Annotated in this window: 17 protein-coding genes and 1 pseudogene; 6 read left to right on the top strand and 12 right to left on the bottom strand. The window is 60.1% G+C overall.

The genetic code is table 11. From position 1 onward, the window contains the following. Positions 1-42: 42 nt before the first annotated feature. A complete protein-coding gene (locus RWV98_RS05070; protein ID WP_280960924.1) occupies positions 43-1,173 on the bottom strand; it encodes a sugar ABC transporter substrate-binding protein in 1,131 nt (376 codons plus the stop codon). A gap of 537 nt (positions 1,174-1,710) precedes the next feature. Here RWV98_RS05070 and RWV98_RS05065 point away from each other — a divergent pair. Then, positions 1,711-4,092 (top strand): phosphoketolase family protein, encoded by a 2,382-nt coding sequence (locus tag RWV98_RS05065; protein WP_317864208.1) that lies wholly within the window; start codon positions 1,711-1,713, stop codon positions 4,090-4,092. A 668-nt stretch (positions 4,093-4,760) separates the two neighbouring features. Here the strand turns inward: RWV98_RS05065 and RWV98_RS05060 are convergent. Next, positions 4,761-5,141 (bottom strand): desulfoferrodoxin family protein, encoded by a 381-nt coding sequence (locus RWV98_RS05060; protein ID WP_280960922.1) that lies wholly within the window; start codon positions 5,139-5,141, stop codon positions 4,761-4,763. A 277-nt stretch (positions 5,142-5,418) separates the two neighbouring features. On the opposite strand from RWV98_RS05060, the gene RWV98_RS05055 reads away from it, so the two are divergent. The 3 genes from RWV98_RS05055 to RWV98_RS05045 are packed head-to-tail and all read left to right on the top strand — an operon-like array spanning position 5,419 to position 9,224. Beyond that, positions 5,419-6,393: a leucine-rich repeat protein gene (locus RWV98_RS05055; protein ID WP_317864206.1), complete on the top strand. Its 975-nt coding sequence runs from the start codon at positions 5,419-5,421 to the stop codon at positions 6,391-6,393. 15 nt (positions 6,394-6,408) lie between these two features. After that, the gene (locus RWV98_RS05050; protein WP_317864205.1) at positions 6,409-7,722 is read left to right on the top strand and encodes a vWA domain-containing protein; all 1,314 of its coding nucleotides are present in this window, start codon (positions 6,409-6,411) and stop codon (positions 7,720-7,722) included. Next, on the top strand, positions 7,719-9,224 hold the full coding sequence (locus RWV98_RS05045; RefSeq protein ID WP_317864203.1) for an AAA family ATPase: 1,506 nt from the start codon (positions 7,719-7,721) through the stop codon (positions 9,222-9,224). Before RWV98_RS05050 ends, RWV98_RS05045 begins: the two co-directional genes overlap by 4 nt. A gap of 184 nt (positions 9,225-9,408) precedes the next feature. On the opposite strand, the gene RWV98_RS05040 is transcribed toward RWV98_RS05045, so the two are convergent. The 7 genes from RWV98_RS05040 to RWV98_RS05010 all read right to left on the bottom strand — a co-directional run bounded on the left by RWV98_RS05040 (position 9,409) and on the right by RWV98_RS05010 (position 16,529). Beyond that, positions 9,409-9,714, bottom strand: a complete 306-nt coding sequence (locus tag RWV98_RS05040) for a DUF6809 family protein (protein WP_317864201.1) — start codon at positions 9,712-9,714, stop codon at positions 9,409-9,411. A gap of 322 nt (positions 9,715-10,036) precedes the next feature. Beyond that, on the bottom strand, positions 10,037-10,534 hold the full coding sequence (locus tag RWV98_RS05035; protein ID WP_317864200.1) for a GNAT family N-acetyltransferase: 498 nt from the start codon (positions 10,532-10,534) through the stop codon (positions 10,037-10,039). Further along, positions 10,534-11,304, bottom strand: coding sequence for an alpha/beta hydrolase (locus tag RWV98_RS05030; RefSeq protein ID WP_317864198.1), 771 nt, complete (start codon positions 11,302-11,304; stop codon positions 10,534-10,536). The genes RWV98_RS05035 and RWV98_RS05030 overlap by 1 nt, the downstream gene beginning before the upstream one ends. 62 nt (positions 11,305-11,366) lie before the next feature. Next, complete coding sequence (locus RWV98_RS05025; protein WP_280960915.1) at positions 11,367-12,389, bottom strand: LacI family DNA-binding transcriptional regulator; 1,023 nt, start codon at positions 12,387-12,389, stop codon at positions 11,367-11,369. 77 nt (positions 12,390-12,466) lie between these two features. Continuing rightward, on the bottom strand, positions 12,467-14,293 hold the full coding sequence (locus RWV98_RS05020; protein WP_317864196.1) for a sensor domain-containing diguanylate cyclase: 1,827 nt from the start codon (positions 14,291-14,293) through the stop codon (positions 12,467-12,469). Positions 14,294-14,405: 112 nt separating this feature from the next. Next, positions 14,406-15,170, bottom strand: a complete 765-nt coding sequence (locus RWV98_RS05015) for an IclR family transcriptional regulator (RefSeq protein ID WP_280960913.1) — start codon at positions 15,168-15,170, stop codon at positions 14,406-14,408. Positions 15,171-15,518: 348 nt separating this feature from the next. After that, positions 15,519-16,529, bottom strand: a complete 1,011-nt coding sequence (locus tag RWV98_RS05010; protein WP_317864194.1) for a sugar ABC transporter substrate-binding protein — start codon at positions 16,527-16,529, stop codon at positions 15,519-15,521. Between the two features lie 616 nt (positions 16,530-17,145). Here RWV98_RS05010 and RWV98_RS05005 point away from each other — a divergent pair. Further along, positions 17,146-18,636: a sugar ABC transporter ATP-binding protein gene (locus tag RWV98_RS05005; protein ID WP_280960911.1), complete on the top strand. Its 1,491-nt coding sequence runs from the start codon at positions 17,146-17,148 to the stop codon at positions 18,634-18,636. A gap of 26 nt (positions 18,637-18,662) precedes the next feature. Beyond that, positions 18,663-19,661 (top strand): ABC transporter permease subunit, encoded by a 999-nt coding sequence (locus RWV98_RS05000; RefSeq protein ID WP_317864193.1) that lies wholly within the window; start codon positions 18,663-18,665, stop codon positions 19,659-19,661. Between the two features lie 65 nt (positions 19,662-19,726). Here the strand turns inward: RWV98_RS05000 and RWV98_RS04995 are convergent, their stop codons facing one another. The 3 genes and pseudogenes from RWV98_RS04995 to RWV98_RS19375 all read right to left on the bottom strand — a co-directional run. Beyond that, a complete protein-coding gene (locus tag RWV98_RS04995; RefSeq protein WP_317865694.1) occupies positions 19,727-20,608 on the bottom strand; it encodes a helix-turn-helix domain-containing protein in 882 nt (293 codons plus the stop codon). Between the two features lie 270 nt (positions 20,609-20,878). After that, the gene (locus RWV98_RS19380; RefSeq protein ID WP_442872100.1) at positions 20,879-21,706 is read right to left on the bottom strand and encodes an S-layer homology domain-containing protein; all 828 of its coding nucleotides are present in this window, start codon (positions 21,704-21,706) and stop codon (positions 20,879-20,881) included. Positions 21,707-22,916: 1,210 nt separating this feature from the next. Further along, a pseudogene (locus RWV98_RS19375) lies at positions 22,917-23,708 on the bottom strand (YDG domain-containing protein); the annotation flags it as partial. Between the last annotated feature and the right edge of the window lie 610 nt (positions 23,709-24,318).

Genomic DNA, 24,318 nt, shown 5'->3' with positions numbered 1-24,318 from the left:
CACCCCGCACTCTACTTTGTTTTAGTCGCCCTTACGTAGAGATTACGCCGGCCACTGATCCTTGGGGATGTTCGCGTAAACTTCCTCAAGCGTATGGAAACCGTCGCGCTTTACGATAATGTCGTAGATGTTGTCCTTGTTAACCGCTTCTACGTCTACCGTGAAAGAATCGACATCCTTCTGGTTGTTGTTCAGCTTGGTCCAAGTGCCAAGGCTCGAATCAACGCCGCTCATCGGGTCCGCGCCGGTGGCGATGGCGACAGCCAGTTCGCAAGCAGCCTGATTCAGCGGAGCCAGCGGCTTATAAACGGTGCCGGTCTGGGTGCCTTCCACGATTCTCTGGCAAGCCGCGAGGTCGGCGTCCTGTCCGCAGATCGGAACCTTGCCCGCAAGGCCTTGCGCCGCAAGCGCCTGTACCGCGCCGCCGCAGGTGCCGTCGTTCGAGGCGATAACGCCCTGTACGTCGTTGTTGGCCATGGTCAGGCCGTTTTCCGCATGCTTGAGGGCTTCGTTCGGATCCCAGCCCTTGCACCACTGGTCCAGCACGATCTTAATGTCGCCGGAATCGATGTACGGCTTGAGAACGTCTTCCTGACCCTGTGCGACAAGGTGCGCGTTGTTGTCTTCCGGCGCGCCCTTCAGCCAGATGTAGTTGCCCTTCGGCGCTTCCTTGACGACGAATTCAGCCTCTACCTTACCGACCTTGTAGGAGTCGAAGGTGATGTAGTAATCCAGATCGGAGTTCATGATAAACCGGTCGTACGCGATGACCTTGATGCCCGCGTCGTGCGCGGCGTCAACGATCGGGCCCGCGGCTTCCGCGTCCAGCGATTGTACGATCAGCACGTCAACGCCCTGATTGATCAGGTTTTCGCACTGGGAAACCTGCTTGTTAGCGTCGTTGTTGGCGATTTGGGTGTTCAGGGTAAAGCCCTTGTCGCTCGCGTAATTCTCGAACATCTGGATTTCGCGGTTCCAGCGTTCCTCCGTGGTGTTGCCTACGGAAAGACCGACGACGATATCCTTGATATCCTTGGTCTCGCCGCCCGACGCCGAGCTGTCCGAGGGTTCGTCGCCGCCGCCCGCATCGCTACCGGTGGTGGTGCCTGCACACGCAGTTAGGGAAAGCGCCATAGCGCCCGCCATCAACATGGCCAGTAACCTCTTCTTCATTTTTCATCCTCCTTAAAATGTGTATCATAAACCGCCTCATTACGGTCTACACCTAGAAAAGGGCGCACTTGCCCGAGGGGATGCTCATCGCTTTTTAAAACCCAAAAATATTCATATTATTGCCTCATTTTGTATATTTCTGCGTTTCAGCGATTCATTTTGTGAGCTAATTATATCTCACTTTCCTTCGATTTCGCTATACTTTTCTTGCGGTGTTCGGTACCGTTTTGCTCACCCGCGCGGCATTTTTTAAACGTTTTATTACGATTCTTGCGATTTAACCAAACATGCTCAAAACACATCAACTTTTATTAGTCATTTCGCACAAAAACGACTTTATTTTTTGTACAAATAACGAAATAGGGGTTAATTTTGCCTGAAAAAAGGCGTTTTTGCCTTGCATGGGCCTTTTTTGACCCAATCACATGATTTGCTAAAAATTTAACAATTCATCCCTTGTAGTGCGCGACACGACGGCGTACAATAAACGCAGAAGAGAAAACCCCAACAGGACCTACTGCTGAAAGGAGCAATACTATGACGCTGACCGACCCTACCCCATGCGAGGAAAAGGGCGCGCTGACCGATTCGCTTTTACAAAAGATGGACGCCTATTGGCGCGCCGCCAACTACCTTGCCGCGGGCCAGCTTTATCTGCTGGACAATCCGCTTTTGCGCGAGCCGTTAAAGCCCACGCATATCAAAAAGAAGATCGTGGGCCACTGGGGCACCGTGCCCGGGCAAAACTTTGTGTACGTGCACTTGAACCGCGAGATCAAGCGCTACGACCTTGATATGATCCTTTTGTCCGGCCCGGGCCACGGCGGCAACTTCTTCGTTGCCAACACCTATTTGGAGGGCACCTATAGCGAGGTTTACCCCAACATCAGCGAGGATACGGAGGGCATGCGCCGCCTGTTCAAGCAGTTCTCCTTCCCCGGCGGCATCGCGAGCCATGTCGCGCCCGAAACGCCCGGTTCGATCAACGAGGGCGGCGAGCTCGGCTACGGCGTGGCGCACGCCTTCGGCGCGGTGTTCGACAACCCGGATTTGATCGCGGCCGTGACCGTGGGCGACGGCGAGGCCGAGACCGGCCCGCTCGCGACCTCGTGGCACTCCAACAAGTTCTTAAACCCCATCACGGACGGCGCCGTGCTGCCCATTTTGCATTTAAACGGCTACAAGATCGCCAACCCCACGGTGTTTTCACGCATTTCGCATGACGAGGTGCGGAAATTCTTCGAGGGCTGCGGCTGGAAGCCGTACTTCGTCGAGGGCGACGACCCGATGATCATGCACCGGAAAATGGCCGAGACCATGGATCAGGTAATCGAGGAGATCCTCGCCATCCAGAAGCACGCCCGCGAAACCGGCGACGCTTCGCGCCCGGTCTGGCCGATGATCGTGCTGCGCACGCCCAAGGGCTGGACCGGCCCCAAGGAAGTGGACGGCAAAATGATCGAAAACAGCTTCCGCGCCCATCAGGTGCCGATCATGATGGATCGCCCCGAGCATTTGGAAATGCTGAACGCTTGGCTGCACAGCTACCGGCCGGAAGAGCTGTTCGACGAAGCGGGCCGTTTGATCCCCGCGCTGCGCGCCCTCGCTCCTACCGGGCTCAAGCGCATCGGCTCCAACCCGCACGCGAACGGCGGCCTGCTGCTGCGTCAGCTTCGCCTGCCCGATTTCCGCGATTATGAAATTTCGGTGCCCGCGCCCGGCGCGGTCGAAGGACAGGATATGCTCGAAATGGGCAAGTTCGTGCGGGATATCCTCAAACTGAACGAGGAGAGCCGCAACTTCCGCGTGTTCGGCCCGGATGAGACCGCTTCCAACCGGCTGACCGCCGCGTTCGAGGTATCAAACCGCGTGTGGAACGCGGAAACCCTGCCCTCGGACGAATTTCTCGCGCGGGACGGCCGCATCATGGATTCCATGCTGTCCGAGCATTTGTGCGAGGGCTGGCTGGAGGGTTATCTGCTGACCGGCCGCCACGGCTTTTTCGCCAGCTACGAGGCGTTCATCCGCATCATCGATTCGATGGCCGCCCAGCACGCCAAGTGGCTCAAGGTGTGCAGCGAGCTGCCTTGGCGGCAGAAGATCGCTTCGCTGAACCTGATCCTCGCCTCCAACGTATGGCAGCAGGATCACAACGGCTTTACCCATCAGGACCCCGGCTTCCTAGATCATATCGCCAACAAAAAGGCCGATGTGGTGCGCCTATACCTGCCGCCGGACGGCAACTGCCTGCTTTCTTGCTTCGACCACTGCATCCGCAGCCGCAACTATGTCAACGTAATCGTTGCCTCCAAGCACCCGCGCCCGCAATGGCTGACCATGGAGCAGGCCGTCAAGCACTGCACGCAGGGCATCGGCATTTGGGAATGGGCCTCGAACGATCAGGGCGGCGAGCCCGACGTGGTCATGGCCTGCTGCGGCGAAACGCCGACGCTGGAAACGCTCGCGGCGGTCTCCATCCTGCGGGAAAGCCTGCCTGATATCAAGGTGCGCGTGGTCAACGTGGTAGACCTGATGAAATTGCAGCCCAAGGCCGAGCACCCGCACGGCCTGTCCGACGCGGAATACGACATGCTGTTCACGCGCGACAAGCCCATTATCTTTGCCTTCCACGGCTACGCGACGCTGGTGCACGAGCTGACCTACCGCCGCCACAACCGGCACCTGCACGTGCGCGGTTATAAAGAAGAGGGCACGATCACCACGCCCTTCGACATGCGCGTGCAGAACGATCTGGATCGCTTCCATCTGGTGCAGGACGCTCTGCTCCGCCTGCCGCAGCTTGGCAACCGGGGCGCGTATCTGCACCAACGGATGAGCGACAAGCTTGTGGAGCACAAGCAGTATATCCACGAGTACGGCCTTGACCTGCCCGAGGTCCGCGACTGGAAATGGCAGTAAGCCATAACCCAAAAACCAAAGGGATGGATTCAATGCCATTTCGTTCAGGGCAAACTAATGGTAAATACGTGGCAAACGTCCCATAGGCTCCCCCCGACGAGGCATATGCGTAAACTTAAGCTGCGCGCGCACAGAGCGCCCTTCGGGCTTCCCCCGACGAGGGGAAGCTGGGCCGCGCGAAGCGCGGGTCTGATGGGGGGCGCATGAATTGGCAGCATTGATGTGCGTGGCTGCCTTAAAGAGCGCAATTCCTTACGCCCCCCTTTCGTCACGCGCCTGCGGCGCGCGCCACCTTCCCCTCGTGGGGGGAAGGCCAGATCGCGCGCGCAGCTTAAGTTTACGCTTATGCCTCGTCGGGGGAAGCCCAAAGAGCGCGCTATGCATACGCTGCTTAAGTTTACGCATATGCCCTCGTTGGGGGGAGGCCAATGGGTGGTGCTACGTCGTTTAGGAGCCAGCTATGCTTCACCAAATGACATTGGCTACGGATTCCTAATATTGGTCCGATCCAGAATAATGATGACATCAGATTTTACCGAGGCGTGGTCAGAGCTTGTCATTTACATGGAATACGGCGAGCGCCTGAAAACGCAAAAAGACCGGCTTTCGCCGGTCTTTTTGTCTGTCTTGAGCCTGTTGCGAAACAAGCTCTTTTGTTTATGTTCCGGTTATACGTCCGCTTTCCACAGGCCGTGCAGGTTGCAGTAGGCATACGCCGCAACCGGCTTTTCTCCGGCAAGCGCAAACGTTGCTTCGGGCGCTTCGCCGGGCGCAAGGCACTTGCGCTGGCCGCCGCGCTCGGTCTGCAAATAAATCCACTCAATGAAGTGCTCCTCCGCCATCGGATGCGCCACGGAACCAACGGATACCGTTACCGTATCGCCTTCCACGCGGATGACCGGCACATGCTTTTCAGCGGCGGCGTCCACCGAACCCGGAACAAGCTCGGTCATTTTCTCGCCACAGCAGACGATCGGTACGCCCGCGTCATGGATCATCCCTACCAGATTGCCGCAATGGCTGCATTTATAAAACTTAACTTCGCACATGGTTTTTTCCTCCCAAATATGTTTCGTTCATGGTATTTCCTTTATGCCTAAAGTATACCATCGTTTTACTGCTTTGTCTAGTGATTTTCTTTATTTATTGATAATAAATATTAATAATATTTTCTCCTCTTTCTTGTCTACTATGCTGATTCGGTCTTGGCGCGCCCCGGAAATACGGCGATTCGCTTTTACGCCGCCGCGGGACGTGCTATAATAACCGTAAAGCGGCTATTATAGCTGCATGAAATTCATTTTTAAAATGAAGGAGGGCTGCGCCATGCGGGAGCTTGCGGGAGAAAACGATCTGCTGCTTACCTGCCGCGAGCAAGCGGACGGGCTTTGCCTGCTGCGCTGTGAAACGCGCGACGAGCATGTAACGCTGCCGGACGCGCTGTTCGGCAAGCCGGTCGTCGCGCTTGGCGACTACGCGCTGGCCGAGCGCGCGCCCGCGATCCCGGCGGACGCGTTTTCCGTTCGCGTTACCTGCGGCGGGCCCGCGCCGGTGCACAACGCCGCCGCCATCCATAGCATTACGCTGCCGCAAGGCCTGCGCCGCATCGGCGCGTATGCGTTTTTTAATTGCCGGAGCCTTTCCGAGCTTTCGCTCACCGACGCGGCGGATACGCTGGGCGGCGGCGCGCTGATGAACTGCGCGGCGCTGCGGCTGATCCGCCTGCGTTTTCTTTCCGGCGAAACCAGCCTGCTGCAAAAGCTGCTCAGCGAACACGCGGGCGAAATCACCGCCGCTTTGGATTTAGCAAACGGCGGCAAAGCGCGCCTGATCTTCCCCGAGTATGTGGAGGATTTGGAGGAACTGTCCGCGCCCCACGTGTTCCGCTACCGCATCGGCGGCGCGGGCCATGCCTACCGGCAGTGCTTCACGCGCGGCGCGATCCAGTTTCACCAGTACGACGCGGCGCTGGAACGGCTTTTGCGCATGCACGCGTTCGACGCGGCCGCGCGGGTCGCGCTCACCCGCCTGCGCTTTCCCTACGCGCTGGGCGAAGGGGCGCGCGAACGCTATTTCGCCTGCCTTGCCGCGCACGGCGGCGCGCTCGCGCTTGCCTATGCCGAAAACGGAGACACGGAACCGCTCGCCTTTTTGCTGCAATGCGGCGCGCTGGGGCCTAACGCGGTTTCCGCCGCGTGCGACCGCGCGCGGCAGCGCGGGCAGACCGAGGCGCTCGGCCTGCTGCTCGATGCGCTTGGCAGGCTGGGCGCGCCGGAGCAAACCAAATCATTCGAGCTGTAAGGAGGTGCGGCAGGCATGGCGCAACAAACGAATTGGCACGCGGTCGGCCGCGAGATATTATCCACGGCGCGTGCCGAGCTGTACCTGAACATGCCCTTTCTGGACGCGGCGCTCGGCGCGCTGCGCCACGGCGAGGAATACAATACCGCCACGCTGGCGACCGACGGCGCGCGCCTGTTTTTGAACGGCGCGCATTTGGCGGGGCGGTATGAGCGCGCCCGCTCGCTCGTCTGCCGCGCCTACCTGCACCTAACGCTGCACTGCCTGCTGCGCCATCCCAGCAAAAGCCGGGGGCGCGACGAGGCGCTTTGGGACCTGTGCTGCGATATCGCGGTGGAAAGCATCATCGACGGGCTGGGTTACCGCTGCCTAACCCCGCTGACGCACAGCGTGCGGCGGCGCAACCTATATGAAAGCCTGCAAAGCGATATGCCGGTGCTGACCGCGGAAGCGATTTACCGCCGCTTTCGCCGCGCCCCGTTATCCGAATACGACCGCGCCACCCTTGCCCGCGAATTTTATGAGGACGACCACACGCTTTGGTACGCCGAAAACGAGGACGAGGAGCAGCGCCGGCAGGACGAGCGCTGGCAGCAGATCACCGCGCGCACGCAAACCGGCATGGAAACCGTGTTCAGCGCATCCGGCGCGGGCGGCGAAGCCGTGCTCGACCAGCTGCGGGTAGAGACCCGCGAAAAGACCGATTACCGCGCGTTCCTGCATCGCTTCGCCGTGCTGGGCGAGGAGGTTTCGATCGACCCGGACGCGTTCGATTACGGCTATTACGCCTACGGCCTGCGTCACTACGGCAACATGCCGCTGATCGAGCCGCTGGAAACGCGCGAAGCGCACCGGATCGAGGATTTTGTCGTTGCGATCGATACCTCGATGTCCACCTCCGGCGAACTGGTGCGCGCGTTTCTATCCTACACCTACGCCATGCTGCGCGACAGCGAAAGCTTTTTCCGCCGCGTCAATCTGCGCATTTTGCAGTGCGACGACCGGGTGCGCGCGGACAAGCGCGTCACGAGCGCGGACGAACTGGCGGACTATATGGCAAATTTTGAACTGGCCGGCGGCAGCGCCACCGATTTCCGCCCCGTGTTCGACCACGTGGCGAAGCTACAGGCCGAAGGCGCGTTCCGCCACCTGCGCGGCCTTTTGTACTTTACCGACGGGCTGGGTGTTTACCCCGCTAAACGCCCGCCGTACGACGCGGCCTTCGTCATGCTGCGGGACCGCTGCTACCCCGAGCATTTGCCGCCGTGGGCCATCCGCGTGACGCTATCGGAAGATGAAATATTACCCGCAGAGGAAGAAACCATATGAATATCAAACGAGCCAAGGAAGAGATTAAAAACGCCATCCGCGCCTATCTGTCGCGCGATTCGTTCGGGCAGTACCGCATCCCTCCGGTGCGCCAGCGCCCCATTTTGCTGATGGGGCCGCCCGGCGTGGGCAAAACGCAGATCATGGAGCAGATCGCGGAGGAGACCGGCATCGGCCTTGTGTGCTACACGATCACGCACCACACGCGCCAGTCCGCGCTCGGCCTGCCCTATATCGAGCACCGCTCCTACGGCGGGCGGGAATACGCCGTGACCGAATACACGATGAGCGAGATCATCGCGTCGGTCTACCGCTCGATCGAGCGGTCGGGCGTCCGCGAGGGCATTTTGTTTCTGGATGAGATCAACTGTATTTCGGAAACGCTCACGCCCATGATGCTGCAATTTTTACAGTGCAAGACCTTCGGCAACCAGCGGCTGCCCGAGGGCTGGGTCGTCGTCGCGGCGGGCAACCCGCCGGAATACAATAAATCCGTGCGCGAGTTCGACGTGGTCACGCTCGACCGCGTCAAGCGCATCGATGTAAACGAGGATTTCGGGGTTTGGAAGGAATACGCCTACCGGCGCGGGCTGCACGGGGCGGTCATCTCCTATTTGGAAATTCGGAAGGAGCATTTTTACCGCATCGAAACCACGGCGGACGGCTTGCAATTCGCCACCGCGCGCGGCTGGGAGGACCTTTCCGAGCTGCTTTACGCCTATGAATCGCTCGGCCTGCCGGTCGACCGCGAGGTGATCGGGCAGTATATCCAGCTGCCGCGCATCGCGGGCGATTTTGCCAACTACCTTGCGCTGTACGAGAAGTACCGCCGCGTGTACAAGGTAGAGGATATCCTAGCGGGCGCCTACGAGCCGGTGCGCGCCGCCGAGCTTGCCGCCGCCCCGTTCGACGAGCGGCTGGGCGTTTTGGGTCTGCTGCTCGCCCGCCTGTCCGAAACAGCGCGCGAAGCCTACCGGCAGGACGCGCTGACCGACGCGCTGCACAAAACGCTGCAGCGCATCCGCGACGCGGAACAGGCCGCGCCCGCCGCGCTTCAACTGAACCTTGCCGAAAAGCAGGCGCACATCGAGCGCCGCCGCGAATCCGGCTCCGCCGACCGGGACGCGCAGCGCACGCTGCTGGCCGAAGCCGCGTGGCTGGAAAACGCGCAAAAGACCTTGCTCACCGAAGGCGTGCCCACGGACGCGGCCTTTGACCGCCTGCGCGCGCTGTTTGCCGCGGAACCGGAAAAGCGTTTGCAGCTTGCCCACGAGGCGGGCCGCCAGATTGAAGCCGCGTTCGCCTTTCTGAACGACGCCCTGCCCGACAGTCAGGAGCTCATCCTTTTCGCGACCGAGCTGACCGCGAACTTCTTCACCTCTTGGTTGATTCAAACCTTTGGCTGCGAAGCCTACTACCGGCATAACGACCGCCTGCTGTTCGACGATACCCGCCAAAAGATCATGGAGAACATCGCCGCCGCGCGGCAAAGCGAAATATAAGACTAGGGCCGCGTTGCACAATCGGTTGCAACGCGGCCCTATTTTCGGAAGTTCGCTGACGCGAACAATTAAACGCGCGGCGGCGTGAGTCACGCCGCCCTACGGCATCTGCTGCACTATTTTGTAGGGCGTGGTGACCTCACCACGCCGACCCCATCGGGCGTTCCGAACCACTCCAAATCTACTATTCCGAGCTTGCAGACCCGTACATAATAGCATCCTCTGAAAGAAAAACCTCTGCCATGAGCAACGTGCCTAGGCGGTATCCAGTAATGAACCGGCTGATACCGAACAAGGTCTCCTCTTCACTGCTAGCATTACAAAATGCGTCGAACCGTGCTTTCCCTTCATGATCCAATAGTTTTAGTACAAGATCTTTCGTCAGAACCACTTCATGAAGCGCCTTCGCATAGCGAGAGCCCTTATCAAAAGAGGCGGCTCTTGCATCAAGGTTTCCCTCCGCCAATAATTCCAGCATATTCGTTCTCAAATCATTTCACTCCTTCTTGCTAATCATAACAAAAAACAGAAGTAGTGCTAGGGGTATTTTGACCTATCCCGAATCAATCTATCATAGCGTAATTCTCCGCGCGCACGCCTGCTAAACGAAGCGCCGGGACATGCGGGCGCGCCAAACCCGGCCGGTGTTCCTTTCCCCTTTGCCCCCGCGGCGGGCGCCGCATTCGTCCTCGCGGCTACCGCCGCGCTTTTTATTGCGAGCATAGCGAGCCACCAGCAGCGCAAAGCGCCGTATTGGTAGGGCGTGGTGACCTCACCACGCCGGCCACAGCGGGCGATTGCAACTGCGGCGTTTAAGGGCGGCCGCGCTCGTCCGATTTCTGAAACGCCAGCCGCTCGCCCACCCCGCGCAGGTGCACCGTGCCGCAAGGCGTGAAGCCCTGTCTGGCGAGCATCGCGCGCATGGGCCGGTTATCCCGGTGCGTGTCGATACGAATATTGCCGCACCGCTCCATACACCACGCTAGGCAGGCCGCGCCCGCGCCGCGTACACGGCCCGAGGAAGCCAGCCGGTGCACCACGCCGTACGGCGCGTCATTCAGCCACGCGCCGTCTATCTCCGCGTAATCCGGGTCGGGCGCGCAGGTAAAGCTAAAGGCCGCCTCGATCCGGCCGTTTTCCAATAACACATGCCCGCGCCCCTCCGCTATATCGCGGAACAGCTGCATGGTGGATGGGCGCGCGCTGCCCCACTGGCCGGGGTTTCCGTTTTCACGCATGAACCGCCGCGCGGCGGCGTACAGCGGTTGCAGGGCGGCGAGATCTGAAAACGTCGCTTTGCGTACCCGCATCAGCCCTGCTCCTTCAGCCATTCGGCGGCCAGCGCAAGCCAGCGGCCCACATGCCGGTCGGGCAGGCGGCCCTTTTGCGGATCAGCGGTTTCCAGATCGGCCAGCGCAAGCCCGTGCGTTCCGTGCGGGAACAAATGCACTTCGTGCGAAATGCCCGCGGCGCGCAGCGCCGCTTCAAGCAGCAGCGTATTTTCCACCGGCACCGTGGCGTCGTCCAGCGTATGCCAGAGAAAGGCGCGCGGCATGGCGGGCGTGACCAGTGTTTCCACGGAAAAATCCGCCTGCCGTTCACGCGGGGCCAGACGGTCAAAGCAGCCCCGGTGCCCGGCGTCGCCCGCCGTAACGACCGGATAACCCAGCACCAGCGCGTTCGGCTTGTGTAAAGCAAGGTCGGTATCCGCCGGGTAGCGGTCCGCCCGCTCCCATACCGCGCCGTGCAGCGCCGCCAGATGCGCGCCCGCGGAAAAGCCGCCCACCGCAATGCGCGCTTCGTTTACCCCAAACCGGCCCGCGTTTCGCCGCACCAGCGCCACCGCGCCGGATAACGCGGCAAGGGGCCGCAGGCCAAGCGGCGGCTTTTCACAGTCGTATTCCAGCACAAACGATTCGATCCCTAATCGGGCGAACGCGCGGGCGACCGGCGCGCCCTCGCGGATCGAGCAGTGCTCGTACCCGCCGCCGGGGCACAGGATGAGCGCGGGCTTTACCGCCGCGCCCGCCGCCGGATACCGCGTCAGCCTGCCGCCAAACGGCATTGCATAGTGTTCCATGGCTTGGTTTCCCTCCTTAAAATAGCAAAAGTCTGCCGGAACGCGCAGCCCCGGCAGGCCCATTATAAATTGTAGCGGTTGCGGATGTCGATGCGGGTGAGCAGCTTATCCCCCGGCGGTTCCGCGCCGACCAGCAGCCGGTCGAACAGCAATTCGATCGGGCGGGAGCCCTGCGTTTCCGCATCCTGATCGATCAGAAAATCGATCAGCCCCGCGCGGACATTGTCCACATTTTGTTGAAACAAATCATGGCAGATCAGATGTACCCGCCCCCGCAGCCCCAGTTCTCTGAGCGCGTCGCACGCGCCAAGCTGGCCGTTTACCGAAATGTACACGCCCCGCAGATCGGGATGCTGCCGCACCGCGCGGCAGACGATATCGTGCGAAAGCTGCTGGTCGTCCCCGCAGGTTTCAAGCGGCAGAATGGACAGGCCCGGAAATTCGCTTGCCGCTTCCTCGCAGAAGCCTTCGACCCGCTGCCGGTGCGAACGGTTCTGCATCACGCCGGAAACGACGAGCACCTTGCCCTGCCCGCCGAGCAGCAGCGCCATCAGGCCCGCGCAGGTGCGGCCGCTCGCGTAATTGTCCAAACCGACGTAGCACAGCCGCCCCGAATCCGGCAGATCGGTATTAAAGGTGATGATCGGCATATGCGGCGCCAGCTCGCGCACCCGCTGGCGGATGCGGCCATCCTCCGCCGGGGAAAGCGCCAAGCCGCCCACGCCCGCGCGCACCAGTTCGTCGATCGCGGCAAGCTGACGCTCGACGTCGACCGTGCCGGTGGAACGCACCAGCACCTCCACCCCTTCGGCCGCAAGGCGGTCGCGCGTGCGCTCGGCCGCTTGCAGCACGGTGCCCATGAACGCGGTTTCGACCGATTGCACGATCACGCCGATCCGAATCGGGTTTTTCGCCAGCGCAAGCAGCTTGCCCACGCGGTTGGGTTGGTAGCCCAGTTCCTTGGCGAGCAAGCGGATGCGGGCGGCGACCTTGGGATCGACCCGGCCGCGGTTGTTGAGCGCACGGTCCACCGTGCCGCGTGAAACGCCCGCGATCTCCGCAATCTTCGCTATGGTCACCGCCATGCCCGCACCCCCTTATTTTTCAGCATTCTGTTTCCCATGATATCACGTCCGGGAGGCCGGTGCAAGGGGCGCTTTTTTTATTTTTCATCGGACAGGACAACGCCGCTGTCCTGCTTTTTGGCCTGATACATCGCGTTATCCGCCGCCTTGAACAGCGCGTCATAATTGCTTCCGTTTTTCGGGCAGCACGCCACGCCGATGCTGGCCGTGATCTCCAGCCCCTGCGCCGCGGAAATCCGTTCCAGCTGCTTTTCGATCTGCTCCGCCTTGCGCGCGGCGACCGTTTCGTCGTCCGCATCCGCCATGAGCGCCAAAAACTCGTCGCCGCCGATGCGGCCCACGGGGTCGCAGGCGCGGAATACCGCTCTCAGCGCTTCGCTCATGGCGCGCAGCGCGCGGTCACCCGCGTCGTGCCCATAGGTGTCGTTGATCTTTTTGAAGCGGTTCAGATCAATCATGAACAACAGGCCCCGTCCATCCTGCTGCAACAGCGCGCGGATGGCCTGCTCCGTCGATACTTTGTTGAGCAAGCCGGTCAGCTGATCGCGTTCGGCGCGCTCGATCAGCAGCAATTCCTTGCTCTTGCGGGCGGTGATATCGGTCATCTTGCCGATGAGGATCTCCGGGCTGCCCGGCTTGCCGCCCAGCGCCTGCGCCTTGCATTCGTACCAGCGCACGCTTGAAGGATCGGCAAAGCACAGCTCGATCGAGCGCGGCGCGGCGCTCTTCGCCGCCTCGTCGAGCATGGCGAGAAACCGCGCGCGGTCCTTTTCCCCCAGCAGATCAAAGCGGTGCGCGCGCAGGTTGCGTATGCGGTCGCCCACAGAGGAAAACAGCCCGTGTCCGTTGTCCGTCATTTCTAAAATGTCTTCTTTATAATTGTATTCAAACAAGACCGTATCGGTAAAATTGGCGATAGCGGCATAGCGCGCATGCTCGATCTTTTGCTTGCGCTGCTGGCGCAGCACACCGGCAAGCAACAACAGGCCGACGAGGAAGGTGAGCAGCATCAGCGAGCCGCTGATCCAGATCATGCGATGCATGATCTCGCGCGAAGCCTCGTCCAGTACGGTGGTCGTTTCAATTTTGACCAAATGCCAGTTGTTATACTTCAGCCCGACCGACGAAACAAAGTGCGTTTCCCCATCGCCCTCACCGATCAGAATGGTCGTCGCGTCCGCGCTTCCCAGCGCGGCGCGCAGGCGCTTCGACACCGCGTCCTTCATACCGCGTTCTGACAAGCCGGATACCAGATCGGCCCCCACCCAGTCCTGACGGTTGGGCGTATACAGCACCGTGCCGGAGGAATCGGTCACGCACTGGAAGCTGATAGCGTACAGCGTGGACGACTGCGTATCCTTTAAAAGCAGTTCCGCGTCGAGCAGACTGCGCAGCACGCCGATGGTTTTTCCATCCTGCAGCACCGGCTCGGCAATGCTGAAATAGGTGCCATTCAGCCTTTTGGAGCGCCGCAGCTCGGATACGACGGACTGACCGGCGGCCAGCTTTTGATATATTTCATAGTCGCTCGGCTGAATGCCCTGCTCTTCCAGCCCCGCGGCCAGCGTTTCCAGCGGTATGTACTGCACCTGATAGCCGCTGTGTATCTCGCCCATTTCCTTTAAGTAGTCGATCAGACCGGGACTATTAGGGTCGACGCCGGTCTGCTCGATCAGCGCAGCCGTGGCTTTCAGGTTATTTTGCAGGTCGGTCAGCTTGGCTTCCGCCGCGTCCCGCTGCCCGCCGATAAACGAATCAAGCAGCTGCTCTTCCAGCGTGTAAAAGTTTTGATCCAACCCGCGCCGGTAACGGATAAACAGCAGGTTGATCAGCACGAGGATGACCGCGAGGCAGACGCCGAATAGGATTAGGGCGCGTTTATCAATCTTTTCCGTCTTGCCCATGCCGCTCCCACCCTTCTATGCTGCTTCTATTATACGTCCCTGCCGCCGGAGGTTCAACCAATCCTTGCCGCCAAGGAATATTTCGGCATGTTTTTCACACAAAAGGCGCCGTTTACCCGCCGAGCGCCACGGAAATCTCATTGCGCGCGGCAAGCAGCGGGCGGCGCAGCTCGTCGATCCGGTCGTCGCTCATCCGGGCTAGGGGGGCGGAAATAGAAAGCGCGTAGGACGCGCGTCCCCGGTAATCCGGTATGGCCGCCGCGATGCAGCACACGCCCAGCTCGGTCTCCTCGTTATCGACCGCGTAACCCTGCCGCCGCACGCGCATCAGCTCGCGCAAAAATTCCGGTTCGGATACGATCGTGTGCGCGGTGCAGGCGCGCACCTCGCTGCCCTGCCACAGCGCGAAGGCTTCGTCCTCCGGCCATGTGGCCAAAATCGCTTTGCCGACCGCCGTGCAGTAAAGCGGCCTGCGCATGCCGATGCGGCTGAACATGCGAATGCCGCCGCTCAGGCTCTCCACCTTATGGATATACACGATATCGCAATCATCCTGCATGACCAGATGGATGGTCTCGTCCGTTTCCCGCCCCAAACGCTCCATCGGCGCGCGGGCGCGGTCGATCACATCCATATTATCCGTAATACAGCCCGCAAGCTCGCACAGGCGCATGCCCGCGCGGTAAATACTGGTCTCTTCATCGCGCAGCACATAGCCGCGCGCGCACATGCTGGCAAGCAGGCGGTGCACGGTGGATTTATGCAAGCCGGTCCGCTGCGAAAGCGCGGCGATCGTCATGCCGTTCCGGCTGCCGCACAGCGCTTCCAGCAGATCGAACGCCCGGTCGAGTGATTGTACGTTGGAATGTTCAGCCATAATTTCGCTCCTGTAACGGTTTTATATTGTGAAACCAAGTTTCATTTTAAAGTATTATGCCCCAAAAAACAAGCGGAACATTGTATAAAATCTCTGCCAAAAACTGTTGCAGATCGACGGCTGACCAACAAAAAACCAAGAGCCGCCGGAATTTTCCGGCGGCTCTTGGCGACGTACAGAAGAGATAAAACTGCACGCCTCTATGAAAAGAAGAAAGTGGGGTAGCGATTGGATCATCCGCCCGAACGCCAAGCGCCGCGCAACATAGCAGGGGGACGGTGCAACCGGTCGATCCGTGTGCACCGTCCCCCTGCCAGCGCAATCAAGCGAACAGATTCCGTACTCTATTTACTTCATGAACTCATCCACATTGTCCTTGGTGACCAGCTTGGGCAAAATGTTGTAGTAGTTATCGGTCAGGCCGTCCACCGCGGTGCCTTCGATCAGGCCGAGCGCGCACTTGAGCGTGCCTTCGCCCTGCGCGACCGGGTCCTGAAACACGGAGCAAGCCATCGTGCCTTCCTTGACGGCCGCGCAGCCAACGTCGGTCGCGTCGATACCGACGACCGGGCAGAACACGGTCTTATCGCCGTTGGTCTTCATCGCTTCAATAACGCCCAGCGCCATTTCATCGTTATTGCAGATCACGGCGTCCACCGTTTCACCGGTGCCCATGAACTGGCTGAACTGGTCCATCGCCTTGATGCGGTCCCACTCAGCGGTGTTTTCAAATACATAGTTGGCCTTGATCCCGTTGTCCGCCAGCGCCTGCTTCGCGGAATCGGTGCGCTTGGTCACGTTATCCAGACCCAGCGTGCCCATGAACATGGCGATGTTGACCTCGGTCTTGCCTTCGTCCTCAAAGATCTTGGATAGGAAATTGCCCTGTTCCTTGCCGTACAGCGTTTCATCGGTGCCTACGTAAACGACCTTGCCGTCCTGTAACAGGTCAAGGCTGGGCTGGCGGTTGACGAATACCACCTTCATATCGCCCGCTGCCTTCAGCACGTCCTCCGCCGAATCGTTGTTGGCAAGGCCGATGATCGCGGCGTCATAGCCGTCCGCCGCCCAAGTCTGTACCTGACTCAGCTGCGTTGCAACGTCCTGATTGGCGTCCAGCGTGTTCAGCTCTATGTTGTTGGCTTCCGCGAAGGGTTTCATCGCGTTCTCCATCGAGGTCCAGAACTGGTCGCGCATAGCGATCGAGAAGCCCACCTGATAGGGGCCGCCCGCGTCGCCGCCCTGCGCGCCCGTGTCCGCGTCCGTATCCGGCGTAGCCGCGGGCGTGCTGCCGCAGCCGGCCAACAGGCCGATGCTCAGGACCCCCGTCAGCAATAAAGCAATTAATTTCTTCTTCATGTCATTCTCTCCTTCTCTTTTTCGATTGTGTGCACGGCACTGTTTGCAGTGTCTTGCTTCTATGCTAATCATTATACCATCCCCCGGATAGAAAACCTTCACTATATTGTTTTCACCCTTCGTTGTTTCCCGGATATTTCGCACAAATATACCGCCGCCAACTTTGGCAACTCCACTATCCTGTTCGCACGCCCCTTAAAAACACATAAATACCGCCTTTTCGGCCAGATCACGCCCTGTTTTCCCCGCGCTTAGTGATACCTTATTATATATATACGTATTTCCGCATTCGCCTCTTTTGTATTCCATTTTAGTATATTTTATTCTTTCGCACGTGCGTCCGCGCGCACCGTTTTTCGTTACACAGGAACACACTGGAAATTCATTTTGATATTTTCGATTCTGCTGTTTGCGGGACAGATAACAAGATTGTGGAACAACCAAATTTAATGCCCTGTTTTTTGTGAAAAATTTGGGCGCTTTCGCCGGACGCGCTACAAGATAGTGGAGGGGCGGCCGGATAGAATACGCTACAATAGTATTATCGCAGGCGGGACCCCGTCAGTTCCGCCCCGACAAGCAACGAAGAGGAGAGAAGAAAAGTGGAGGTGGCAAAGTGAGCGAGTACATATTGGAGATGACGGGGATCGTCAAGGATTTCCCCGGCGTACGGGCGCTGAACGGCGTGGAGTTAAAGCTTCGCCCCGGCACGGTACACGCACTGATGGGCGAAAACGGCGCGGGAAAATCCACGCTGATGAAATGCCTGATCGGCATTTATCACAAAACCGAGGGCACGATCCGGTTCCGCGACAAGGAGGTCGACTTTAAAGGACCGCTGGAAGCGCTGCAAAGCGGCATTTCCATGATCCATCAGGAGCTGAGCCCGGTGCTTGAACGTCCGGTGTCCGAAAATGTGTGGCTGGGACGCGAACCGTACAAGGGCATTCATATCGACCATAAAAAAATGCGGACGGATACCATAGACCTGTTCCGCGAAATGGATCTCAACATTGATCCGGACGAAAAAATGGGCAACCTAACGGTCGCCCAGATGCAAATGGTGGAGATCTGCAAGGCGGTCTCCTATAACCCCGACGTGATGATTCTGGACGAACCGACCTCCTCGCTGACGGAGGGCGAGGTCGTGCATCTATTCCAGATTATCCGAAAGCTGAAGGAGCGCGGCTGCGCCCTGATCTACATTTCCCACAAGATGGACGAGATCTTCCAGATCTGCGACGAAATGACCACGCTGCGCGACGGCCAGTTCGTCGGCCATGATTTTGCGAAGGACACGACGGTGGACGCGCTGATTACCCAAATGGTGGGCCGCGAAGTCGCGGAAATGTTCCCGAAAATCCCCTGCGAGATCGGCGAGACCGTATTCGAGGTGCAGGGACTCAACTCCGGCAAGCAGGTAAAAAACGTTTCCTTCGATGTGCGGCGCGGCGAGATACTGGGCTTCGCGGGTCTAGTCGGCGCGGGCCGCACCGAAACGGTGGAGACCGTGTTCGGCATGCGCCATAAGGACAGCGGCAAGGTCTTTAAGGACGGTCAGGAGCTGACCATCCGCAGCCCGCACGACGCGATCGCCCACCGCATCGCCCTGCTCACGGAGGACCGGCGCGGCAACGGCATCGTCGGCATCCGCAGCGTGATGGACAACACGATCTTGGCGAATCTGCCGGCCTACGGCTTCCCGATCAACCACAAGAAAATCCGGGAGGATACCGACAAGTACGTCAAGGCGATGAACACAAAAACGCCCTCGAACGAGCAGCTGATCATGTACCTATCCGGCGGCAACCAGCAAAAGGTGCTGATCGGCCGGTGGCTGCTGACCGATCCGGACGTGCTGATCGTGGACGAGCCGACGCGCGGCATCGACGTTGGCGCCAAGGCCGAGATCCACACGCTGATCTCGCAGCTTGCGGGCCAAGGCAAGGCGATCATCCTGATCTCCTCCGAGCTGCCCGAGGTCATGGGCATGGCCGACCGTATCGTCGCCATGTACGAGGGCGAGGTCACCGGCGTTGTCGAGCGCGACAGCGATAAATGGAGCTCCGAACACATCATGGCGCTATGCCACGGTCAAAAAGAATAAGGGAAAAAGAGAAAGGGGTACTTCCTGTGAATGCGACAAAAGCCAAAAAATTTATGAGCAAGAACTCGATCTGGGTCGTCTTTGTTTTTATGGTCATCCTGATGGCCTTTTTATCGCCCACGTTTCTAACGGCCAAAAATATTGTTTCCGTACTGACCACCGAATCCATCACCGGCATCCTAACGGTCGGCGTTATGTGGTGTATTCTTTCCAAGGGCATCGACCTTTCGCCCGGCGCGCTGGTCGCGTTGACCGGCGTTGTGACCGCCTCGCTCGCGCAAAAGTTTGAGTACGGCGCGTCCCGCCTGTTCCCGAACCTGCCGGATATCCCGGTCGTCGTCGCGATTGTGGCCGGTCTGGTCGTCGGCACGCTGTTCGGCGTGCTCAACGGCTGGCTGATTGCCTACACCAAAATCCCCGCTTTCATCGCCACGCTGGGCACCCAGCTGATCGCCCGCGCGCTCGCCTTGCTTTACACCAACGCCTACCCCATCCCGGAGCTAAAGCCCGGCCTGAAAAATGTGGCGCAGTTTGAGCTGTTCAACATCAGCGGCGCGTCCGTCACGGTCGTCATCGTCATCTTCGTCATCTTTGCGGTGATATCCGGCTTTATGCTCACACAGACGCGGTTCGGCAAATCGATCTATGCGATCGGCGGCAACGATCAAGCCGCGCGCGTGGCCGGTATCAACGTGGAAAAGAATCTGATCAAGGTATACACCTGGTGCGCGTTCTGCGCGTCCGTCGGCGGCGTTCTGCTGGCGGCTCGTTCGGGCGCGGGCAACGCCTCGGTCGGCGTCAACTACGAGCTGGACGCGATCGCGGCGGCCACCGTGGGCGGCACCTCCCACTCGGGCGGCGTGTGCCGGATCTCCGGCGTTATTGCCGGTATCCTCATCCTCGGCGTGCTGAAAAACGGCATGATGCTGCTCAAGATTTCGCCCTATGTGCAGCAGGTTTTCAAGGGCGCGATCATCATCCTCGCGGTGGTGTTCGATATGCGCAAGAACGCCAAGAAGGCGTAAGAAGCTTACATAAAAACCGGAGCCGCGGTCCCCTCGTAAGGGGTCGCGGCTCCGGTTTTTATTTGCTACTGCGTCACGTTGCCGTGCAGCGCTTCTATGTACTGTTTTTTATAGCGGATCGGCGACACGCCGACCACCTTGGTAAAGATGGTGTTAAAGTAATTCGTATTGTCGTAACCGACCAAGGTGGCGATCTGCGTGGCGGTGTAATCGCTGCTGATTAAATAGGTCTGCGCCAGCCCGACGCGCCGCCGGATCACATATTGGATGGGCGAATAGCCCATCGCCTTTTTGAACACATGCGAGATATACGGCTCGCTGCACTGGAACGCCGCCGCGATCGATTTCAGATCGATCGGCTCCGTGTAATGGATATCCAGATACTCGCGGATGCGGTCGCCCATTTGCGTATCCTGCGCGGAAGCGACGGCGCGCGGCGCTTCGTCCTCCACCCCGATCGCCGCGAGCAAAAAGGCGATGGCCAGACACTGCGCCACGGCCCGGTGCATCGGGTTATCATCCAGCATTTGATAGGCGCGCTCGCACAGGCCCTCGAAAAAACCGAACATCGCGCCGGAGGGTCGCACGGGGGGGCTGTCCTCCGGGATCATGTGGTTTACCGGCAGGTCTCTTAAATGCAGGTTGCCGATACCGAAGCAGTAGGTGCCGATCTCCTCATCCGACATGGCGCGCACCTCGTGCGCTTCATCCTGATTATAATACAGGATATCGCCCGCCTGAATGGGATAGGTATGGTTGCGGATGGCATAGGAGCCAACGCCCCGATAAACCAGCAGGATCTCGCACAGCGAATCATGCCCGTGCATGGGCCGGTCGCGCTTCTTGCCGCCCGCCTGCTGCTTGGTGATATAGAGCAGCGAAGGCATCGCCACTCTGTCTATTCCGGATTTTTGCATCACTCGCGCGAAATAATCTGTTTCATACATGCTGCTCACGTGGGCTTCCTCCCTTTTCCGGCATTTGCGCTGCTATCATTTGTTCATTATACCGAATTTGCCCGCGCGCGTCAATTCCACCGCGTACTCGGTTCAGCCAAGCGCCGCCCCGCTACGCTTTCCCGTTGCGAAAAAAAGTAGAATACAGGCAAAAAGAACCCGTTTCCTTGTAAAAACGGGTTCTTGAATCGGCCGGGCGGGGCGGTAGAGATACCGCCCCGCCCGGAGAGCAAGGTAATGGCAAATGTGTTCTGGGGTCGTTCAATTTGCTGTGTTGGAAAGAAACCGGTGAAGCATGGCCGCGACCTCGGCGCGGGTGGCCCGCCCCTTGGGGTCCAAAACGCCGCTGCCTTTGCCGGAGAGGACGCCGGCGCCCACGGCCCATTTCACGGCGTCCTCCGCCCAGCCGTCGGGCCGGTCGGTAAAGGCCGCCAAATCGTCGGCCGCGCTTACGTCCGCGCCCTTGTACCGGGCATAGCGGTACAGAATGGCCGCAAGCTCCTGCCGCGTGATGGTGTCCGCCGGGCCGAACGCCGTGGCGGTGTAGCCCTTGACGATCTCGTGCTCCGCCGCCCAGCGAACGGCGTCAAAGCAGTAGCTGCCCGCCGTTACATCAGTAAATGACATGGCCGCGCCGCTCTCCGGCTCCTGCTCCAACCGCCACAGAATCGTGACGATCATGCCGCGGGTGGTGGCAAGCTCCGGCGAAAACGTGGTTTTGCTGGTGCCGTTCATCAGGCCGCGCTCATAGATATCCTTCACGCTGTCGTAATACCACGCGTCCTCCTTCACATCGGCAAAGGGATACCAGACGGGCCGCTGGCCCTCGGCCTGAAAGCTGGCCGCGATGGTGTGGTTTGCCCTGACCCTTTCAAACGTATAGGAATCCACCGCGCCCACGCTCTTGCCGTCCACCAGCACGTCGGCGATCTCGTAGCCATCGCCGGGCGTCACGGTAAACGTCTTGTCGCTGTTCCGGCTGACGCGCACCTTGCCGCTGGGGGCGATCTTGCCGCCCCCGCCCGCCGTGGCGGTCAGGGTATAATAGGTGGTGGAGCCGCCGCCCGTCGCGCCGCCGGTGGGTACCACGAACTGCACGCTGGAGAAGGACAGCATTTTGAACGAAATGGCGCGCCCCTCTCCCTTCGTAAAAGGAAGCTCCGTTTTGCTGCCGTCGTCCTTCACATGGTACAGCTTCCAGGTTGTTCAGGTCGATATCCTCCGGCACGACCATCTGGAAGAACATCGGTGCCGCCAGCTCCGCTTCGTTGTTATTCACCGTCAGTTGCATTTTCAGTTCCAGCTTGGTGTCGGAGCCGCTGGGCATAACGGGCTTGATGGTGACCACCACGTTGCCGCTGTCCACGCCGCAGGCGATGGCCGCGCCCACCACCTTTATGTTCTCCGGCGCGGGAACCGGTCCCTCGGCTTCGTCTTCGATGGTGATCGTCAGTTTCTTGTCCGCGTCGGAAATGTTCTCGCCCACGGTCTTTTTCAGCTCATCCAGCGTCTTCACGTCATCGGCGGTAAGGTTTTCCTTGGCCGCGCCGGACAGCTTGGTCACCTCGGCTGCCACGGCGTCCACCGCCGCCTTGTCGGTTTCGGTAGGGCGCTCCGGGTCGATCAGCTTATCCAGCGTCTCGGCGATGTCCGTAATGTCGCTTACCTGATTGGCGGTCCCGCCGCTACCGCCCGTGACCTTTACCAGCACGTAGCCCAGCATGTCGCCATTCTGGTAGGCCACACCCACCATAGTCACGCCGCCGGCGACTGCCGAAACGGTGGCGGTCATGCTTCCGCCGGAGACCGCGCCGGTCACGGTGGCGACCGCCTCCGCGCTGCTGCTCCATTTCATGTTGGCAATGGCGTAGTCGCCCTCATTGGGCAGGGCCGCGCCGGTCACTTGAAGCGTTACCCCGGAGAGCGTCAACTGCTGCCCGGCCGCGACGGTTTGTATGCCCAGTCCTTCGCTGGCGGTCAGTTCTACCGTGGATACCGGGAACAGGGCGTCCTCGCCCGTCAGGTCTACGGGAGCGTAGTTTGGATCGGCGGGCGTGTACCGCACCGGAAATGCCTGCTTGCCGCCGTTGTCGTTGCCGGCGGCGATCCGCGCCGTCTTGTCGCCGGTAAACGCCCAGCCGGCGGGCAGCGTCACGTCCCCCAGCGTCGGCGTCACGTTGGTGACGATGTGCACCTTGTGCAGCGCGTCCAGCGCGTCGGCGTAGCTGGAATAGGTCTTGCCGTCCGCCGGGGTGATGGTCCCGGTCAAGCCGGGTACCGTGCCGGTGGTGGTATAGTTGCCCGCGTCATTTCCGTTGAGCGTGACGCCGGTGACGGTAACGGCGATTCCCGTCCCCGCGTCCGCCGTGGCGTACACGCCAGTGCCGCCCCCGGCGGTCACCGCGTCATGTTCCAGTGCGCCGGTAAGGGCAGGCGCGCCGGTGAGTATAGCTATTGTGTCGCCGTCATAGACCTTGCTGGCCGCGAGGGTGCCCACGCCCAGAATGACGGCTTTGGGAGCCACGGTAAAGCTGGCCGTCTTGGTGCCGGTGTAGACGTCGCCCTCGTAGCTCATCCGCACCTGATAGGTGCCCGCCTTAGCCTCGCCCGCGCCGGAAACGGGCAGATCGTCCGCCCAGATATTTCCGCCGTCGGCGCTGTATTGATAAGTGATGCCGCCGTTGTCGTCCGTGACAGTCACGGAGCCCAAGGGCACATTAGGCGCCTCGCCGTAGGTCCAGCCATCCATGGCGAGGGACATCTGCGCCTCCGTCAACGCGGCCTTGTCCGTGACGGTCACGATGACCGTGGCGCTCTTGCCGCTGGCTACGGTGGAGGTGGCCTTGACGGTTATTGAAGTTGCCGTCTCACCGGCGGCCACGGTCAGCAGACCCGCTTCGGAAATGACGGTGCCGGTGTCGTAGCTGCCTTCGATTGTCCACGTCACGGACTGCGCCGGGGAATACGTGCCGGCCACCGTGGCGTTAAACTGCCGGGTGTGGCCCTTCTGTACAATGGCCGCCGGTGGGGTGACGCTCACGGCGGTGACGGTGGGCGTTCCCAACCAAACCTCATTGACCGCGTTGGTCATGGCGCCGTTGGAAACGGTAAGCGCGTCCGCGTTCTCCGGGACGAAGGCGGTCCAGCTTCTGGTTTCCGTTCCTCCGTCCGACAGCGTAACGGTAAACCAGTCCGACGCCATGGGCTTGCAGCCGTTTTCTTCCCCCAAGCCAGTCAGCGTAATGGTTACCGGCGGCTGTGTCTCACCGCTTTTCATCGTTCTAGCGGCGATGGCGGCAAAGCCGGGCCCGCCTTTTGCGTGGATACTGCCACCGGTGATTTCGATGTGGCCCATGCAGAAAATCCCGACGTCGTTCGTGCTCACGGCGTCGACGGTGCCGCCGGAGATGGTAACGCCCGCGTTGCTCCGCAGGCCGGCATAATAGCCCTTGGCCGTCACCTTGGTATCGTCGCCGCTGATGGCAAGGGCGGCGGGCGTAAAGATGCCGCAGTCGTGGGTGGAGGCGGCGTTGACGGTGCCGCCGGAAATGGCAATCCCGCCGTTGCCCTGCAAGCCGGCATAATAGCCCTTAGCCGTCACCTTGGTCGTGTCGCCGCTGATGGAAATTGTGCCGGGCGTATAAATTGCGGCGTCTTTGTTGGAGATGGCGCTGACGGTCCCGCCGCTGATGGTGATGCAG

It is taken from the genome of Agathobaculum sp. NTUH-O15-33, assembly GCF_033193315.1.
Lineage (GTDB): Bacteria > Bacillota > Clostridia > Oscillospirales > Butyricicoccaceae > Agathobaculum > Agathobaculum faecihominis_A.
This window is presented reverse-complemented; position numbering and strand designations above follow the sequence as displayed.

Coding starts and splice junctions, on each gene's coding strand:
- RWV98_RS05030 (WP_317864198.1), bottom strand. CDS start 11,304: ATGGAACACTATGCAATGCCGTTTGGCGGCAGGCTGACGCGGTATCCG.
- RWV98_RS05060 (WP_280960922.1), bottom strand. CDS start 5,141: ATGTGCGAAGTTAAGTTTTATAAATGCAGCCATTGCGGCAATCTGGTA.
- RWV98_RS05010 (WP_317864194.1), bottom strand. CDS start 16,529: ATGAAGAAGAAATTAATTGCTTTATTGCTGACGGGGGTCCTGAGCATC.
- RWV98_RS05025 (WP_280960915.1), bottom strand. CDS start 12,389: ATGGCGGTGACCATAGCGAAGATTGCGGAGATCGCGGGCGTTTCACGC.
- RWV98_RS05020 (WP_317864196.1), bottom strand. CDS start 14,293: ATGGGCAAGACGGAAAAGATTGATAAACGCGCCCTAATCCTATTCGGC.
- RWV98_RS05070 (WP_280960924.1), bottom strand. CDS start 1,173: ATGAAGAAGAGGTTACTGGCCATGTTGATGGCGGGCGCTATGGCGCTT.
- RWV98_RS05050 (WP_317864205.1), top strand. CDS start 6,409: ATGGCGCAACAAACGAATTGGCACGCGGTCGGCCGCGAGATATTATCC.
- RWV98_RS05055 (WP_317864206.1), top strand. CDS start 5,419: ATGCGGGAGCTTGCGGGAGAAAACGATCTGCTGCTTACCTGCCGCGAG.
- RWV98_RS04995 (WP_317865694.1), bottom strand. CDS start 20,608: ATGTATGAAACAGATTATTTCGCGCGAGTGATGCAAAAATCCGGAATA.
- RWV98_RS05015 (WP_280960913.1), bottom strand. CDS start 15,170: ATGGCTGAACATTCCAACGTACAATCACTCGACCGGGCGTTCGATCTG.
- RWV98_RS05045 (WP_317864203.1), top strand. CDS start 7,719: ATGAATATCAAACGAGCCAAGGAAGAGATTAAAAACGCCATCCGCGCC.
- RWV98_RS05065 (WP_317864208.1), top strand. CDS start 1,711: ATGACGCTGACCGACCCTACCCCATGCGAGGAAAAGGGCGCGCTGACC.
- RWV98_RS05035 (WP_317864200.1), bottom strand. CDS start 10,534: ATGCGGGTACGCAAAGCGACGTTTTCAGATCTCGCCGCCCTGCAACCG.